This window comes from Blastococcus sp. SYSU D00813, from assembly GCF_054050735.1.
In genome coordinates this window covers 228,857-243,237 of record NZ_JBJGZX010000001.1, presented here as the reverse complement: position 1 = coordinate 243,237, position 14,381 = coordinate 228,857, and the positions used below count along the sequence as shown (strand labels likewise).

13 protein-coding genes are annotated in these 14,381 nt (G+C 74.6%); 5 read left to right on the top strand and 8 right to left on the bottom strand.

Annotation, left to right across the window (positions count from 1 at the left end; translation table 11 throughout):
- The first annotated feature begins 72 nt into the window (after positions 1-72).
- Positions 73-825, top strand: coding sequence for a CDP-alcohol phosphatidyltransferase family protein (locus ACI8AX_RS01170; protein ID WP_456547951.1), 753 nt, complete (start codon positions 73-75; stop codon positions 823-825).
- Between the two features lie 6 nt (positions 826-831).
- Here the strand turns inward: ACI8AX_RS01170 and ACI8AX_RS01165 are convergent, their stop codons facing one another.
- From ACI8AX_RS01165 to ACI8AX_RS01150, 4 genes are read right to left on the bottom strand one after another with little or no spacing between them, the layout of a single operon-like run.
- A complete protein-coding gene (locus tag ACI8AX_RS01165) occupies positions 832-2,445 on the bottom strand; it encodes a TIGR03767 family metallophosphoesterase (protein ID WP_456547950.1) in 1,614 nt (537 codons plus the stop codon).
- A gap of 38 nt (positions 2,446-2,483) precedes the next feature.
- Complete coding sequence (locus ACI8AX_RS01160; RefSeq protein WP_456547949.1) at positions 2,484-3,701, bottom strand: cystathionine gamma-lyase; 1,218 nt, start codon at positions 3,699-3,701, stop codon at positions 2,484-2,486.
- Positions 3,698-4,726 carry an NAD(P)H-dependent glycerol-3-phosphate dehydrogenase gene (locus ACI8AX_RS01155; protein ID WP_456547948.1) on the bottom strand — a complete coding sequence of 343 codons (1,029 nt, stop codon included), beginning with the start codon at positions 4,724-4,726 and terminating at the stop codon, positions 3,698-3,700. The genes ACI8AX_RS01160 and ACI8AX_RS01155 overlap by 4 nt, the downstream gene beginning before the upstream one ends.
- Positions 4,723-5,535, bottom strand: a complete 813-nt coding sequence (locus tag ACI8AX_RS01150) for a lysophospholipid acyltransferase family protein (protein ID WP_456547947.1) — start codon at positions 5,533-5,535, stop codon at positions 4,723-4,725. Before ACI8AX_RS01150 ends, ACI8AX_RS01155 begins: the two co-directional genes overlap by 4 nt.
- Positions 5,536-5,655: 120 nt before the next feature.
- Between ACI8AX_RS01150 and cofC the strand changes: the two genes are divergently transcribed.
- Genes cofC through ACI8AX_RS01135 form a run of 3 tightly spaced genes read left to right on the top strand, consistent with a single transcriptional unit; the run spans position 5,656 to position 9,415 of the window.
- A complete protein-coding gene (gene cofC, locus ACI8AX_RS01145) occupies positions 5,656-6,297 on the top strand; it encodes a 2-phospho-L-lactate guanylyltransferase (protein ID WP_456547946.1) in 642 nt (213 codons plus the stop codon).
- Between the two features lie 57 nt (positions 6,298-6,354).
- Complete coding sequence (locus ACI8AX_RS01140; protein ID WP_456547945.1) at positions 6,355-8,439, top strand: RNA degradosome polyphosphate kinase; 2,085 nt, start codon at positions 6,355-6,357, stop codon at positions 8,437-8,439.
- A 4-nt stretch (positions 8,440-8,443) separates the two neighbouring features.
- Positions 8,444-9,415, top strand: coding sequence for an NUDIX hydrolase (locus ACI8AX_RS01135; protein ID WP_456547944.1), 972 nt, complete (start codon positions 8,444-8,446; stop codon positions 9,413-9,415).
- Here the strand turns inward: ACI8AX_RS01135 and leuD are convergent.
- Positions 9,412-10,017 carry a 3-isopropylmalate dehydratase small subunit gene (gene leuD / locus ACI8AX_RS01130; RefSeq protein ID WP_456547943.1) on the bottom strand — a complete coding sequence of 202 codons (606 nt, stop codon included), beginning with the start codon at positions 10,015-10,017 and terminating at the stop codon, positions 9,412-9,414. The two genes, ACI8AX_RS01135 and leuD, sit on opposite strands and share 4 nt — an antisense overlap.
- 3 nt (positions 10,018-10,020) lie before the next feature.
- Entirely contained in the window at positions 10,021-11,445 is a 1,425-nt protein-coding gene (leuC, locus tag ACI8AX_RS01125) for a 3-isopropylmalate dehydratase large subunit (protein WP_456547942.1), read from the bottom strand.
- A gap of 104 nt (positions 11,446-11,549) precedes the next feature.
- Between leuC and ACI8AX_RS01120 the strand changes: the two genes are divergently transcribed.
- Positions 11,550-12,212, top strand: a complete 663-nt coding sequence (locus ACI8AX_RS01120) for an IclR family transcriptional regulator (protein WP_456547941.1) — start codon at positions 11,550-11,552, stop codon at positions 12,210-12,212.
- Between the two features lie 105 nt (positions 12,213-12,317).
- Here ACI8AX_RS01120 and ACI8AX_RS01115 read toward each other — a convergent pair whose 3' ends face one another.
- Together ACI8AX_RS01115 and ACI8AX_RS01110 are read right to left on the bottom strand one after the other, a co-directional pair.
- Positions 12,318-12,671, bottom strand: a complete 354-nt coding sequence (locus ACI8AX_RS01115; RefSeq protein ID WP_456547940.1) for a hypothetical protein — start codon at positions 12,669-12,671, stop codon at positions 12,318-12,320.
- A 17-nt stretch (positions 12,672-12,688) separates the two neighbouring features.
- Entirely contained in the window at positions 12,689-14,371 is a 1,683-nt protein-coding gene (locus tag ACI8AX_RS01110; protein ID WP_456547939.1) for a sodium:solute symporter family protein, read from the bottom strand.
- Positions 14,372-14,381: the final 10 nt, after the last annotated feature.

Sequence of the window (14,381 nt, the reverse complement as noted above, 5' to 3'; positions counted from 1 at the left end):
AGCGACCCTAGTCGAGCAGCTCGCCGCCGCCCGGACGGCCGCGGCGAGCCCGGTGTGGGAACCTCGTCGCCGATGTCCGAGGACCCCGGCGCCGCGCCGTTCCCCCGCGGGTTGCGGCTGGCCGGCGCCGCCGTCCACGCCTACACAGCACTCGGCACGGTCGTCGGCTTCCTCATCGTGATCGCCGCGATCGACGGCGAGGTCGAGGCCGCGCTGTGGCTGGGGCTCGTGGCGCTGTTCATCGACGGCACCGACGGCATGCTGGCCCGCCGCACGCGGGTCAAGCAGACGATCCCCTGGTTCGACGGCGCGCTGCTGGACAACATCGTCGACTACCTGACCTACGTCTTCGCGCCGGTCGTGCTGCTGTGGACCACCGGCCACCTCCCCGACGGCCCGCTGGGGTGGGTGCTGGCGGCGCTGCCGCTGCTGGCCTCCAGCTACCAGTTCTGCCGGGTGGACGCGAAGACCGACGACCACACGTTCCTGGGCTTCCCCAGCTACTGGAACGTCGTGGCGTTCTACGCGATCGTGCTGGACGCCAGCGAGCCGGTCCTCGCGGCGTTCCTGGTCGCCTTCTCGGTGCTGGTCTTCGTACCCATCCGCTTCCTGTACCCCTCGCGCAGCGGGGTGCTGCGGACGCTGAGCCTGGCGCTGTCGGCCGTCTGGGCGGTCACCTACGCCGTCCTGCTGCTTCAGTACCCCGACCCGCACCCGCTGGTGGCCGCGCTGTCGCTGGCCTACGTCGTCTACTACTGGGCCGTCAGCCTCTGGATGACCGCGCGGGCCGCCCGGCGGCGCCGGGAGGGGCGCGTCCCCGCCTGAACCGGCTCAGTCGTGCCGGCGGGGGTCGCGCACGACCAGCTCGACGTTGCGGTCCTGCGGTCCGCCGGCCAGGCCCGAGCGCAGCCCGGCCCACGGCACGTTGGCCGACAGCTCGCGGTGCAGCGAGGCCAGCGCGCGCGGGTCCCGCGCGGCCGGGTCGAGCGCCTCCGGCGGCCGGGCCGGGCTGTCGTGGTCGAGCATCGTGCAGACCAGCGACAGGGTGCCGTCGCCGTTGTCGAGGAACTCCACCAGCCGGGCCTGGCCGGGCCAGTCCACGACGGCGCAGGTGGTGACCTCCCAGAACCCGCGGCCGGGCTCGGCCGGCGACAGCCAGGGCCGCACCTCGCTGACGTGGGTGTGCCCGTTGAGCCACAGGACGACGTTCGGGTGCCGGTGCAGCAGGTCGACCAGGTCCGGACCGCCCAGCACGCCCTCCTCGCCGGCCGGGACGGCGCGGAACGCCTCGGAGCGGCTCAGCGTCGTGGACCCGTGGTGGGACAGCAGCACCACCAGCCGGTCGTCGTTGCCGGTGGTCACGCGGGTCCCGTCGGGCTCCAGGTAGGCCGAGGAGACCTCGCGCAGCCGCTCGACCAGCCAGCGGGCCTGGACGGCGTCGACCGACCCGGCGCTGCCGCCGGTGACCCGGGTGGTGTCCAGGCAGATGACCCGGACGCCGGGCAGCCCGTCCCAGGCGTAGTACGCCGTCCCGTCCCGGTAGTTGTCCGGGGTGAAGCCGTGGCCCTCGGGTGTGCCCGGGTCGGCCAGGTGGGCGGCGACGAACGAGCGGCGGTCGACCACCCGCCGGTCGGCCAGCGGGGTGACCCGCCGGGACGGCGCGGTGGTGAACACCTCCGACGAGTGCGTGAACAGCCGGACGGCGTCCTCCAGCGGCAGGTCCGGCGCGATCTCCACCGGCTTCTGGTCGGCCAGCAGGTACTCCTGCAGCGCCGGGGTCGGCACGCCGACGCCCTGGATCAGCGCCTCGTGGTTGCCGTGGCAGCCCAGCCACGGCAGCCGCAGCCCCTCGGCGGCGAACCCGGCGAAGGCCGCCTCCAGCAGCCCGGGCCGGTGCGGGAAGCCGTGCCGGTCGCGGAACAGGTCCGGCTCGCCCTCGACGTCCGGGCGCCAGAACAGGTCGTGCGGCCACCCGGCCGCCTGCACGCCGTCGTAGGCGGTCAGCCCGGCGCCGGGGTAGACGACGCCGCCGGCCATCAGGTCCAGGTACAGCGACAGCTCGTTCCACTGCGCGTTGTCGATCGCGTCGCCGGTGGTGACGACCACCTGCAGCGGGTGCCCGGTGCGCGGTCCGCCGGGGACGGCGTTGAGCGTGCGCACCAGCGCGTCGATCGCGTGCGCGGTGAGCGCCTCCTGCGGCCGCTGCATCGGCACCAGCGCGGCCATCCGCGGGTCGGCGGCGAACCGGTTGAAGAACTCGAAGCGGGCCGGCGAGCAGACGTCGGCCAGCTGCATGTCGGTCACGTGGGCCAGGCAGGCGATCGCCTCGACACCGGTGCGCGGCGGCTCCCAGCCGGCCCCGACCAGCTCCCGGCGGACCCGGTGCGGCTCACCGGGCTGCCACGCCAGCGCGTGGTAGGGGCTGTCCCGGCCGGTCCGCAGCACCTCCCCGGCTCCGAGGACCCGGTCCAGGGTCGTGCGGCTCAGCGGACACCCCCGGCGGCCGGGTCACGGTGCGCCGGGCCCAGCGCCACGTCCAGTGCGGTGGCGAGGTCGGCCACCACGTCGGCGGTGTCCTCGATCCCGCAGGAGAACCGCACGAACCCCGGCGGGACGGCGTCCCCGCCCCACTGCGCGCGGCGGTCCACGGTGCTGTGCAGCCCGCCGAAGCTCGTCGCGGCCGCCCACAGCCGGCTCACCGCCACCAGGCGGGCCACGGCCGCCTCGTCGGGCAGCACCGCCGAGACGACGCCGTTGGGCCGCAGCATCTGCCGCGCCGCCAGCACGTGCGAGGGGTCGCCCTCCAGCCAGGGCCAGCGGACGCCGGTCACCCCGGGGTGGGTGGCCAGCAGCTCGGCGACGGCCCGGGCGTTGGCCGCCTGGCGGGCCAGCCGCAGGTCCAGCGTCGCCACCGAGCGGTGGCCCAGCCACGCCTCGAACGGTCCCGGCGTGCCGCCGGTGCGGTCGCGCCAGGCCTTGAGCCGGTCGTGCAGCTCGTCGTCGGTCGTGCTCACGTGCCCGAGCAGCAGGTCGCTGTGCCCGGTCAGGGCCTTGGTGTCCGAGCCGACCGTCATGTGCGCGCCGAGCCCGAGCGGCCGCTGGCCCAGCGGGGTGGCGGTCGTGTTGTCGACGGCGACGAGCGCGCCGGCTCCACGGGCCGCGGCGGCGACCGCGGCGACGTCGCACACGTCGAGCTGCGGGTTGCTCGGGGTCTCCAGCAGCACCAGCCGCGCCCCGCGCAGGCCGCCGCCGGCCGCGTACGCCTCGACCTCGAGGGTCGGCACGTACTCGACGTCGAGCCCGAAGCGGGTCAGCTCCTCGCCGCCGAGCACCCGGGTGGCGTAGTAGCCGTCCGACGGCAGCACCACCCGGTCGCCCGCGGCGGTCACGGCGAGGACGGCGGCGCTGATCGCGGCCATGCCGGTAGCGAACGACAGGGACCGGCCGCCGTCCAGCTCGCCGAGGGCGTCCTCCAGCACCCGCAGCGTGGGGTGCTCGGTGCGGGCGTAGGCGTCGGCCCCGTTCGCCCGGGGCGGCTGGTCGCCGAGGTGGAAGGGGGCCGCGAACACCGGCGAGGGGCGCAGCGGCGCGCCGGGCACCGCGGGGCCCTCCCCCGCCCGGACCGACCGCGTGCCGTCCCCCCACTCGCGGGGCAGCGGGTGACCGGTCTCCCCGGCTCCGCCCGGCTGGTGACGGCTCATTCCGGCTTCGCCTCGCGGGACATGATCTCCTTGACCATCTGCGCGGCGGAGACGCCCTCGTGGCAGACCCGGACGACGGCCTCGGTGATCGGCATGTCCACGCCGTGCGCGCGGCCGAGGTCGAGCACCGGCCGGCAGCTCTTCACGCCCTCGGCGGTCTGGCGGGTGCTGCGCTGCACCTCCTCCAGCGACATCCCCCGGCCCAGCTTCTCGCCGAACGTGCGGTTGCGGGACAGCGGCGAGCTGCACGTGGCCACGAGGTCGCCCAGGCCGGCCAGCCCGGCGAAGGTGGTCAGCTCCGCGCCCATCGCCGCGCCGAGCCGCGCCGTCTCCGCCAGCCCGCGGGTGATCAGCGAGGCCCGGGTGTTGTCGCCGAAGCCCATGCCCTCGGCGACGCCGCAGGCCAGCGCGATGACGTTCTTCACCGCGCCGCCGAGCTCGCACCCGACCAGGTCGGTGTTGGTGTACGGCCGGAAGTAGGGGGTCAGGCACGCGGCCTGGATCGCCGCCGCCCGGTCGTGGTCGGGGCAGGCGATCACCGTGGCCGCCGGCTGCTCCTCGGCGATCTCCCGGGCCAGGTTGGGCCCCGACAGCGCCGCCACCCGGTCCGGGCCGGCGCCGGTGACCTCGCAGATGACCTCGCTCATCCGCTTGGTGCTGCCCAGCTCGATGCCCTTCATCAGCGACAGCAGGCTGGCGCCGGGCGGGAGCAGCGGCGCCCAGGCGGTGAGGTTCTCCCGCAGCGACTGCGACGGCACGGCGAGGACCACGACGTCGGCGCCCTCGAGCGCCTCGGCGGCGTCGGTCGTGGCGCGCAGCGACGCGGGCAGCCGGACCCCGGGCAGGTAGTCGGCGTTCTCCCCGTCGGCGGTGATGGCCGCGGCGAGCTCGGGCCGGCGCGCGTGGAGGGTGACCGCGCTGCCGGCGTCGGCGAGGACCTTCGCGAACGCCGTCCCCCAGGACCCGGCGCCCAGGACGGCGACACGCGTGCCGTGCTCCGCCCGGGACCGCGCGAGCTCGCTCACGCGGCCGTCCCCGGCAGGTCCCCGGGCAGCGTCCTGCCCGGCCGCGGGGCGAAGCCCGCGGGGGCCGGCTCCCCCCGGAGCTCGGCGAGCTGGTCGCGCACCCGGCCCATGATGAGGTCGGTCGTCTCGCGCAGCAGCTCGGGCGTGAGCGCCCGGCCGGCGCGGACCTCCGCGCGCAGGGCCTCCAGGTCGACCGGTTCCCCGATCAGGTAGTCGGCCGGCTGCCGGGGGCGCAGGTGCAGCTGCTTGGCGTGGTAGTCGTGCACCCGCTGCGGTCCCCATTGCGCGACGGGCACGACGACGGCGTCGGTGGTCAGCGCCAGCCGGGCCACACCGGTGCGCGGCTGCATCGGCCACCAGTCGGCGTCGCGGGTGACCGAGCCCTCCGGGTAGATGACCACCAGGTTGCCCGCGGCCAGGTCTGCCCGGGCCAGCTCCAGGGACCGGGCGGCCTCCGACGACCCCCGGGCGACGGGGATCTGCCCCGCCTGCCGCAGGAGCCGGCCGACCAGGCCCTTGAAGATCGCGTCCTTGATGAGGAAGTGCGGCACGCGGCCGTGGTCCCAGACCAGGCGGGCGCACGCGAGGGGGTCCAGCACCGAGACGTGGTTGGCGACGAGCAGCACCGGCCCGGTCGCCGGCAGCCGGTCGCCGTGCCGGTAGCGCAGCTTGTAGAGGAGCGACGCCGTCGGGTAGATCAGCACCACCGCCAGCCACAGCGCGAACGGGATGTGGCCCCGGGTCTGCCACTTCGACGGCCGGCGCGGCGCCTGCCGACCCGCTGCCCCCGGGGACGTCTCCTGCGCCACCGTCACCCCTCTCGCTCGCTGTGACCCAGAGCATGATCGCCCCTGCCCCGCCGCCGTCCGCCCACCGGGTCGCCGCCCGCGCGCCGCCGGTCGCGCGGCCGGTGTGCTGACATTGTGGCCGTGCCGTGGTCCGTCGTCGTCCCCGCCAAGCGGCTGACGGTGGCCAAGACCCGCCTGGCCCCCCTCACCGGGGCCGCCGGCGCCCTCCACGAGGACCTCGTGCTCGCGCTGCTGGCCGACACGGTCACCGCCGCCCTCGGCGCCGCCGGGGTGGCCGACGTCGTGGTGGTGACCGACGACCCGCGCGCCGCGGCCCTGGTCACCGGGCTGGGGGCGCGCACCGTCCCCGACGAGCCCGACCGCGGCCTGAACCCCGCCCTGGCGCACGGCGCACGGGCCGCCCGCACCCCCGCCGTCGCCGCGCTGTCGTCGGACCTGCCCGCCCTGCGGCCGGCCGAGCTGGCCGCGGCCCTGCGGGCGGCCGGCGCCGCCGGCCCGCCGGCGCGGTGCCTGGTCGCCGACGCCGAGGGCACCGGCACCACCCTGCTGACCGCCCGCGCCGGCGACCTCGCCCCGCGGTTCGGTCCCGGCTCGGCCGCGGCGCACGCCGCGGGCGGGGCCGTGCCGCTGACCGGCGACTGGCCGGGGCTGCGCCGCGACGTGGACACCGCCGACGACCTGGCCGAGGCGGTGCGGCTGGGTGTCGGGCGCCACACCGCGGCCCTCCTGCCCCGCCTGCCGCTGGCCGCACCCCCGCGCTGACCTGCTCGTTTGCCCTGCCGTCGCCCGGGGTTTCCCTTCCTGCGGCACGATGACGCCGTGGCCGAGACGACGACCGAGAGCCCCGCGCCTCCCCGCGCCGAGCTGCCCCCCGACCGCTTCCTCAACCGGGAGCTGTCGTGGCTGGACTTCAACGCGCGGGTGCTGGAGCTGGCCGAGGACGACGCCCTGCCGCTGCTGGAGCGGATGAAGTTCCTGGCGATCTTCGCGAGCAACCTCGACGAGTTCTTCATGGTCCGCATCGCCGGCCTCAAGCGGCGGCAGAGCACCGGGCTGACCGTCCGCTCCCCCGACGGGCTGACCATCCGCGAGCAGCTGACCCGGGTCACCGAGCGCACCCAGGAGCTGGTGCACCGGCACGCCCAGTGCTTCGCCGGCGACGTGCGGCCGCTGCTGGAGCAGGCCGGCATCCGCATCGTGCACTGGGACGACCTGGCCGACTCCGACGCGCTGCGGCTGCGCGAGTACTTCCGCGACCAGGTGTTCCCCGTGCTGACCCCGCTCGCGGTCGACCCGGCCCACCCGTTCCCCTACATCAGCGGCCTGTCGCTGAACCTCGCCGTCTCCGTGCGCGACCCCGACACCGGCGCCCCCCGCTTCGCCCGGCTCAAGGTGCCCAACAACGTGCCGCGGTTCGTGCAGGTCGGCACGGCCGACCAGCAGGCGACGTTCCTCCCGCTGGAGGACCTCATCGCCGCGCACCTGCCGCAGCTGTTCCCGGGCCTGGACGTGCTGGACCACCACCTGTTCCGGGTGACCCGCAACGCCGACCTCGAGGTCGAGGAGGACCGCGACGAGGACCTGCTCCAGGCCCTGGAGCGGGAGCTGGCGCGCCGCCGGTTCGGCCCGGCGGTGCGGCTGGAGGTGCACGAGTCGATGGACCCGCGCATCCTCGACGTCCTCGTCTCCGAGCTCGAGGTCGGCCCGCAGGACGTCGTCACCGTGCCGGGCCTGCTGGACCTCGCCGCGCTCATGGCGCTGTACGACCTGGACCGCCCCGAGCTCAAGGACGAGCCGTTCGTGCCGGCCACCCACCCGCGGCTGAGCGAGGGCGAGACCCCCAAGAGCGTCTTCGCCACGCTGCGCGAGGGCGACGTGCTCGTGCACCACCCGTACCACTCGTTCGCCACGAGCGTGCAGCGGTTCATCGAGCAGGCCGCCGCCGACCCCAACGTCCTGGCGATCAAGCAGACGCTGTACCGGACCTCGGGCGACTCCCCGATCGTCAACGCGCTGATCGAGGCGGCGCAGGCGGGCAAGCAGGTCGTCGTCCTCGTCGAGATCAAGGCGCGCTTCGACGAGGAGGCCAACATCACCTGGGCCCGCGAGCTGGAGCGGGCCGGCTGCCACGTCGTCTACGGCCTCGTCGGGCTGAAGACGCACTGCAAGACCGCCCTGGTCGTGCGGCGGGAGGGCGGCGTGATCCGCCGGTACTGCCACATCGGCACCGGCAACTACAACCCGAAGACGGCGCGCATCTACGAGGACCTGGGCATCCTCACCGCCGACCCGCGGGTGGGCGCCGACCTGACCGACCTGTTCAACACCCTGACCGGCTACTCGCGGCAGACGACCTACCGCCAGCTCATGGTCGCCCCGCACAGCGTGCGCTCGGGGCTGGTGGAGAAGATCCGCCGCGAGTCCCGGCACGCCACCGAGGGCCGCCCGGCCGGCATCCGCATCAAGGTGAACTCGCTGGTCGACGAGAAGGTCATCGACGCCCTGTACGACGCCTCGTGCGCCGGCGTGCCGGTCGAGCTGTTCATCCGCGGCATCTGCGCGCTGCGCCCCGGCGTGCCGGGCCTGTCGGAGAACATCCGGGTGCACTCGATCGTCGGCCGGTTCCTCGAGCACTCGCGGGTCTTCCACTTCCGCAACGCCGGCGAGGGCGAGTGGTGGATCGGCAGCGCCGACCTGATGCACCGCAACCTCGACCGCCGGGTGGAGGTGCTGCTGCGGGTGTGCGCCGACGACGCGCAGCGGCAGCTGGCGGCGATGTTCGACTCCGCCATGGCCGCCGACGTGCGCTGCTGGCAGCTCGGCCCGGACGGACGCTGGACCCGCCACGAGGGCCGCGACCACCAGGCCGGGCTGGTCGCCGCCGTCGCCGAGTCGGTGGGCTGAGCCGGTGCCCGGCGCGGTGGTCGCGGCAGCAGGCGGGGCGGTCTGGCGGCGGACGGCGGACGGCGGGGTCGAGACCGCCGTGGTGCACCGGCCCCGCTACGACGACTGGTCGCTGCCCAAGGGCAAGCACGACGAGGGCGAGGCGCTGATCGAGACCGCCGTCCGCGAGGTCGGCGAGGAGACCGGGCTGGCCGTCGTCGTCGGCCGGCGGAGCCTGCGCACCGCCTATCCCGTCGAGGGCGGCACCAAGCGGGTCGACTACTGGCTGATGGAGGCCGTGGGCGGGCGGTTCGAGCCCGGCGACGAGACCGACGAGCTGCGCTGGCTCCCGGTCGACGACGCCGCGGCCCTGGTCACCCACGACCACGACCGCGCCGTGCTGGCCGACCTGGCGCGCACCGACGTGCCACGCAGCCCCACGCTGCTGCTGGTCCGGCACGCGCGGGCCGGGCACCGGTCGGAGTGGGACGGCGACGACGACCTGCGGCCCCTCGACGGCAAGGGACGGCGCCAGGCCCGGCGGCTGGCCGAGGTCCTGCCGCTGTTCGCCCCGACGGCGGTGCTCTCGGCCGAGCGCACCCGCTGCCGCGAGACGGTCGAGCCGCTCGCCGGGGCGCTGGGCCTGCCGGTGCAGCCGCTGCCCGAGGTCGGCGAGGAGGAGTTCCAGGCCGACCCGCAGGCCGCCCTCGCCGCTGTGGAGCGGTTCCTCGAGCCGCGCCCGGCCCCGGGCGTCACCGTGGTCTGCAGCCAGGGCGGCGCCATCCCGTCGCTGCTGATGGCGCTCGGCGTCCGCTGGGCGGGCCTGGCCGGCGCGCTGTGGCCGCCGTCGGCCAAGGGGAGCACCTGGGTGCTCGGGGGCCGGCCGGGGGCGCTGCTCGCCGACTACTACCGCGACTTCGCCCCCGACCCCGACGCGGACGGCCCCGGCGTCCACGTCGGGACGCCGGGGCCGGGAGCGGTCGCGGGCAGGAGCTAGGCCGGCAGGGCGGGCAGCGCCTTCGGCTTCCACGCGGGACGGGTGGCCTCGAAGGCCTCGATGTCGGCCAGGTGGCGCTCGGTGAGGCCGACGTCGTCCAGGCCCTCGAGCAGCCGCCAGCGGACGTAGTCGTCGATGTCGAACGACACCGCACGGCCGGCGTACCGGACCTCCTTGTCCCGCAGGTCGACGGTCACGGGCAGCGCCGGGTCGGCCTCGATCGCGGTCCACAGCGCCTCGACCTCGTCCTGCGGCAGGATCACCGTCAGCAGCCCGGCCTTGGTCGAGTTGTTGCGGAAGATGTCGGCGAACCGCGAGCTGATGACGACGCGGAACCCGCCGTCGAGCAGCGCCCAGTTCGCGTGCTCGCGCGAGGACCCGGTCCCGAAGTCCGGGCCGGCCACCAGGATCGAGGCGTCGGCGTACTCCGGCCGGTTGAGCACGAAGTCCGGCTCGTTGGTCCGCCAGGCGATGAACAGCCCGTCCTCGAAGCCGGTCCGGGTGATCCGCTTGAGGTACTCGGCCGGGATGATCTGGTCGGTGTCGACGTTGCTGCGGCGCAGCGGGGCGGCGGTGCCGGTGTGGGTGGTGAAGGCGTCCATCGGTCAGACTCCAGCCGTCGTGAGGGCGTCGTCGAGGTCGGCGGGCGCGGCGAGGTGCCCGGTGAGCGCGGTCGCGGCCGCGACGGCCGGCGACACCAGGTGGGTGCGCCCGCCCTTGCCCTGCCGGCCCTGGAAGTTGCGGTTGCTGGTGGAGGCCGACCGCTCCCCCGGCGCCAGCTGGTCGGGGTTCATGCCCAGGCACATCGAGCACCCGGCCCCGCGCCACTCGGCGCCGGCCTCGGTGAAGACCTGGTCCAGGCCCTCGGCCTCGGCCTGCGCCTTGACGGCGACGGAGCCGGGGACGACGAGCATCCGGGTGTTCGCGTCGATCCGCTTCCCGCGCAGGAGCTCGGCGGCGACCCGCAGGTCCTCGATCCGGCCGTTGGTGCAGGAGCCGAGGAAGACGGTGTCGACGGAGATCTCGCGCAGCGGGGTGCCGGGGGTCAGGCCCATGTAGGCCAGCGCGCCCTCGACGTCGCGGCGCTCGTCCTCGTTCGCGAAGTCGGCGGGGTCGGGCACCCGCTCGGAGATGGGCAGGCCCTGCCCGGGGTTGGTGCCCCAGGTGACGAACGGCGTCAGCGAGGCGGCGTCGATGTGCACCTCGCGGTCGAAGACGGCGCCCTCGTCGGTGCGCAGCGTCGACCAGTACTCGACCGCGGCGTCCCAGTCCGCGCCCTGCGGGGCGTGCGGCTTGCCCGCGAGGAAGTCGAACGTGGTCTGGTCGGGGGCGATGAGCCCGGCCTTGGCGCCGGCCTCGATCGACATGTTGCAGATGGTCATCCGGGCCTCCATCGAGAGCTTCTCGATGGCGCTGCCGCGGTACTCGATGACGTGTCCCTGGCCGCCGCCGGTGCCGATCTGGGCGATGACGGCGAGGATGACGTCCTTGGCGGAGACACCCGGGGGCAGCTCGCCGTCGACCGTGACCGCCATCTGCTTCGGCCGGTACTGCGGCAGGGTCTGCGTGGCGAGCACGTGCTCGACCTCGCTGGTGCCGATGCCGAAGGCCAGCGCGCCGAAGGCCCCGTGGGTCGAGGTGTGGCTGTCGCCGCAGACGATCGTCATGCCGGGCTGGGTCAGGCCCAGCTGCGGGCCGATGACGTGCACGATGCCCTGGTCGCGGTCGCCCATCGGGGCCAGCCGGATGCCGAACTCCGCGGCGTTGCGGCGCAGCGCCTCGACCTGCGCGCGGCTCACCGGGTCGGCGATCGGCGCGAGGATGTCGAGCGTGGGGACGTTGTGGTCCTCGGTCGCCATCGTGAGGTCGGGACGGCGGACCCGGCGCCCGGCGGCCCGCAGCCCGTCGAAGGCCTGGGGGCTGGTGACCTCGTGCACGAGGTGCAGGTCGATGTAGAGCAGGTCGGGCTCGCCCGCGGTGCTGCGCACCACGTGGGCGTCGTAGACCTTCTCGGCCAGGGTCTTGGGCACTGCTCGGTCCCTCCGGGGAGCGGGTGGCGCTGGCTTCTCACAGAGTGGGATGCCAGTATTGCTGTGTGGGACAGCCTAACCCCGTCGCGGTTCTGGACAAAGCAGTGGCGATCCTGCGGGCCGTCGCCGAGGAGCCGGCGACGCTCGCCGAGCTCGTCGCGCGCACCGGCCTGCCCCGGGCGACCGCGCACCGGCTGGCCGTGGCCCTGGAGGGTCACCGGCTCGTCAGCCGTACCCCGGCGGGGGCCTGGGCGCCCGGTCCGGGCCTGGCCGAGCTCGGGCGCAGCGGCGCCGACCTCGGCGAGCTGGCGGGCCGGCACCTGGCGGCGCTGCGCGACGCGAGCGGGGAGAGCGCGCAGTTCTACGTGCGCGAGGGCGCGGTGCGGGTGTGCGTGGCGGCCGCCGAGCGGACGCACGGACTGCGCGACACGGTGCCGGTGGGCGCCCGGCTGCCCATGACGGCGGGGTCGGCGGCGCACGCCCTGCTGGCCTTCGCGCCCGCCGACGAGGTGACGCCGCTGCTGCCGTCGGCGAGCTTCACCGCGCGCACGCTGCTCGACGTCCGCCGGCGCGGCTGGGCGCACAGCGTCGCCGAGCGCGAGGCGGGCGTCGCCTCGCTGTCGGCGCCGGTGCGCGACGCCACCGGCGGCGTCCTGGGCGCGGTCTCGATCAGCGGCCCGGTGGAGCGGCTGGGTCGCCGCCCCTCCCCCGAGGTGGTCAGCGCGGTGCTCGAGACCGCCGGCGCGATCGGCCGCGCCGCCCGCTGACACCCGCCGCCTCCACGATCATGGGCGTCCTGCCGTTCGCAGCGGCAGGTCCGCGCGTGTCGGCAGCAACTCGCCCATGATCGCGGCGGGAGGGCCCCCGCGCCGTCAGTGGCCGGGCGCGTCCGGGCGGGCGCCGGAGCCGTCGTCCACGCCCTCGCCCGCGGAGTGCGTCGGCTCGACCACGATCGGCCGCAGCCGCGACCACAGGGCGAAGGCCGCCGCGACGACCACCATGACGATCCCCGACCACAGGTTGGCGTCGACGCCGCCGGTCTTGTCGTGGGCCTCGCCGGAGTCGACCAGGCCGTAGACCACCAGGACGACGCCGTAGAACCCGATCAGCGCCGCGATGACGTTGCGGACGTCGAAGGCGCCGGCGCTGTGCGGGCGGCCGCCGCCGTCCCCGCCGCGCGGCTCGGCGGACGAGGACGGGGACGAGGACGAGGACGAGGTGCTCATCTGGGGCTCCCGGGAGCTCATCGGAAGATCACGTTGAGGGCGATGACGAGCACCAGGGCGATGCCGGCCAGCGGCACCGGCGACTGGTACCAGGGCAGGCGGTGCGCGTCCGGGTCGGTGCGCTGCTCCTTCGGCGTCTCGCTGTAGACCAGCCCGGCCAGCTCGTGCACCGGCTTGGGCCGGGTCACCATCGTGACGGCGACGCTGACCACGATGTCGACGACGAACGCGGCGCTGGCGGCCACGAAGCTGGCGCCCTGGCCGCTGAGCGGGATCGCGCCGATCGACGCGCCGCCGAGGGCGTCCTCGCTGAGCACCGCGACCACGACGGCGGCCAGCGTGCCCGACACCAGGCCGGTCCAGCCCGCGGTCGCCGTCATCCGCTTCCAGAACATGCCGAGGATGAAGGTGGCGAACAGCGGGGCGTTGAAGAAGCCGAACAGCGTCTGCAGGTAGTCCATCAGGTTGCTGTAGCCCGACGCGATCAGCGCCGTCCCGATCGCGACCACCGTCGCGCCGACGGTCGCCCACCGGCCGACCGCCAGGTAGTAGCCGTCGGGCCGGTCCTTCTTCACGTACTGCTGCCACAGGTCGTAGCTGAAGACCGTGTTGAAGGCCGAGATGTTGGCCGCCATGCCGGCCATGAAGGCGGCCAGCAGGCCGGCGATGGCGATGCCGAGCAGGCCGTTGGGCAGGGTGTCCTCGATCAGCGCCAGGATCGAGTCGTTGTAGTCCAGCCCGCTCTCCTGGCCGGCCTTCAGGTCGGCGATCCCCGGCACGAGGACGCCGGCGATCATGCCGGGGATCACCACGATGAAGGGCACGAACATCTTGGGGAAGGCGCCGATGATCGGGGTGCTGCGCGCCGCCGACATCGACTTGGTCGCCATCGCCCGCTGGACCTCGACGAAGTTCGTCGTCCAGTAGCCGAAGGACAGCACGAAGCCCAGGCCGAACACGATGCCGATGACCGACCACACCCCGCTGTCGAAGGTGGACAGCTCGGTGCCCGGCCAGGACCGCAGCTCCTCCTCGCCGCCGGCCTCGCGGATCCGGTCGATCAGACCGTCGACGCCGCCGACCTTGTTCAGGGCGATGAGGGTCAGCGGGGTGAGCGCCGCGACGATCACGAAGAACTGCAGGACCTCGTTGTAGATCGCCGCGGAGAGCCCGCCGAGGGTGATGTAGCTGAGGACCACCGCCGCGGCGACGATGAGCGCGACCCACAGCGGCCACCCGAGCAGCGCCTCGACGATGGTGGCCAGCAGGAACAGGTTGATGCCGGCGATGAGCACCTGGGCGACGGCGAAGCTCAGCGCGTTGACCAGGTGGGCCCCGGTGCCGAACCGGCGGCGCATGAACTCGGGGACGCTGCGGACCTTGGACCCGTAGTAGAAGGGCATCATCACGACGCCGAGGAACAGCATCGCGGGGACCGCGCCGACCCAGAAGTAGTGCATCGTCGGCATGCCGTACTGCGCGCCGTTGGCCGACATGCCGACGATCTCGACCGCGCCCAGGTTCGCCGAGATGAACGCCAGGCCGGTCACCCAGGCGGGCAGCGACCGGCCGGACAGGAAGAAGTCCAGGCTGTCGGACACCCGGCGGCGAGCCGCGAAGCCGATCATCAGCACGACGCCGAAGTAGGCGACGACCAGCAGGTAGTCGACCCAGTTGGCGTCCAGGCGCAGGTCGTCCACGCGGGACCTC

Bases quoted from the DNA above. Each gene is read 5' to 3' on its own strand.
- ACI8AX_RS01170 (WP_456547951.1), top strand. From the start codon at position 73: ATGTCCGAGGACCCCGGCGCCGCGCCGTTCCCCCGCGGGTTGCGGCTG.
- ACI8AX_RS01160 (WP_456547949.1), bottom strand. From the start codon at position 3,701: ATGAGCCGTCACCAGCCGGGCGGAGCCGGGGAGACCGGTCACCCGCTG.
- leuD (WP_456547943.1), bottom strand. From the start codon at position 10,017: ATGGACGCCTTCACCACCCACACCGGCACCGCCGCCCCGCTGCGCCGC.
- ACI8AX_RS01115 (WP_456547940.1), bottom strand. From the start codon at position 12,671: ATGAGCACCTCGTCCTCGTCCTCGTCCCCGTCCTCGTCCGCCGAGCCG.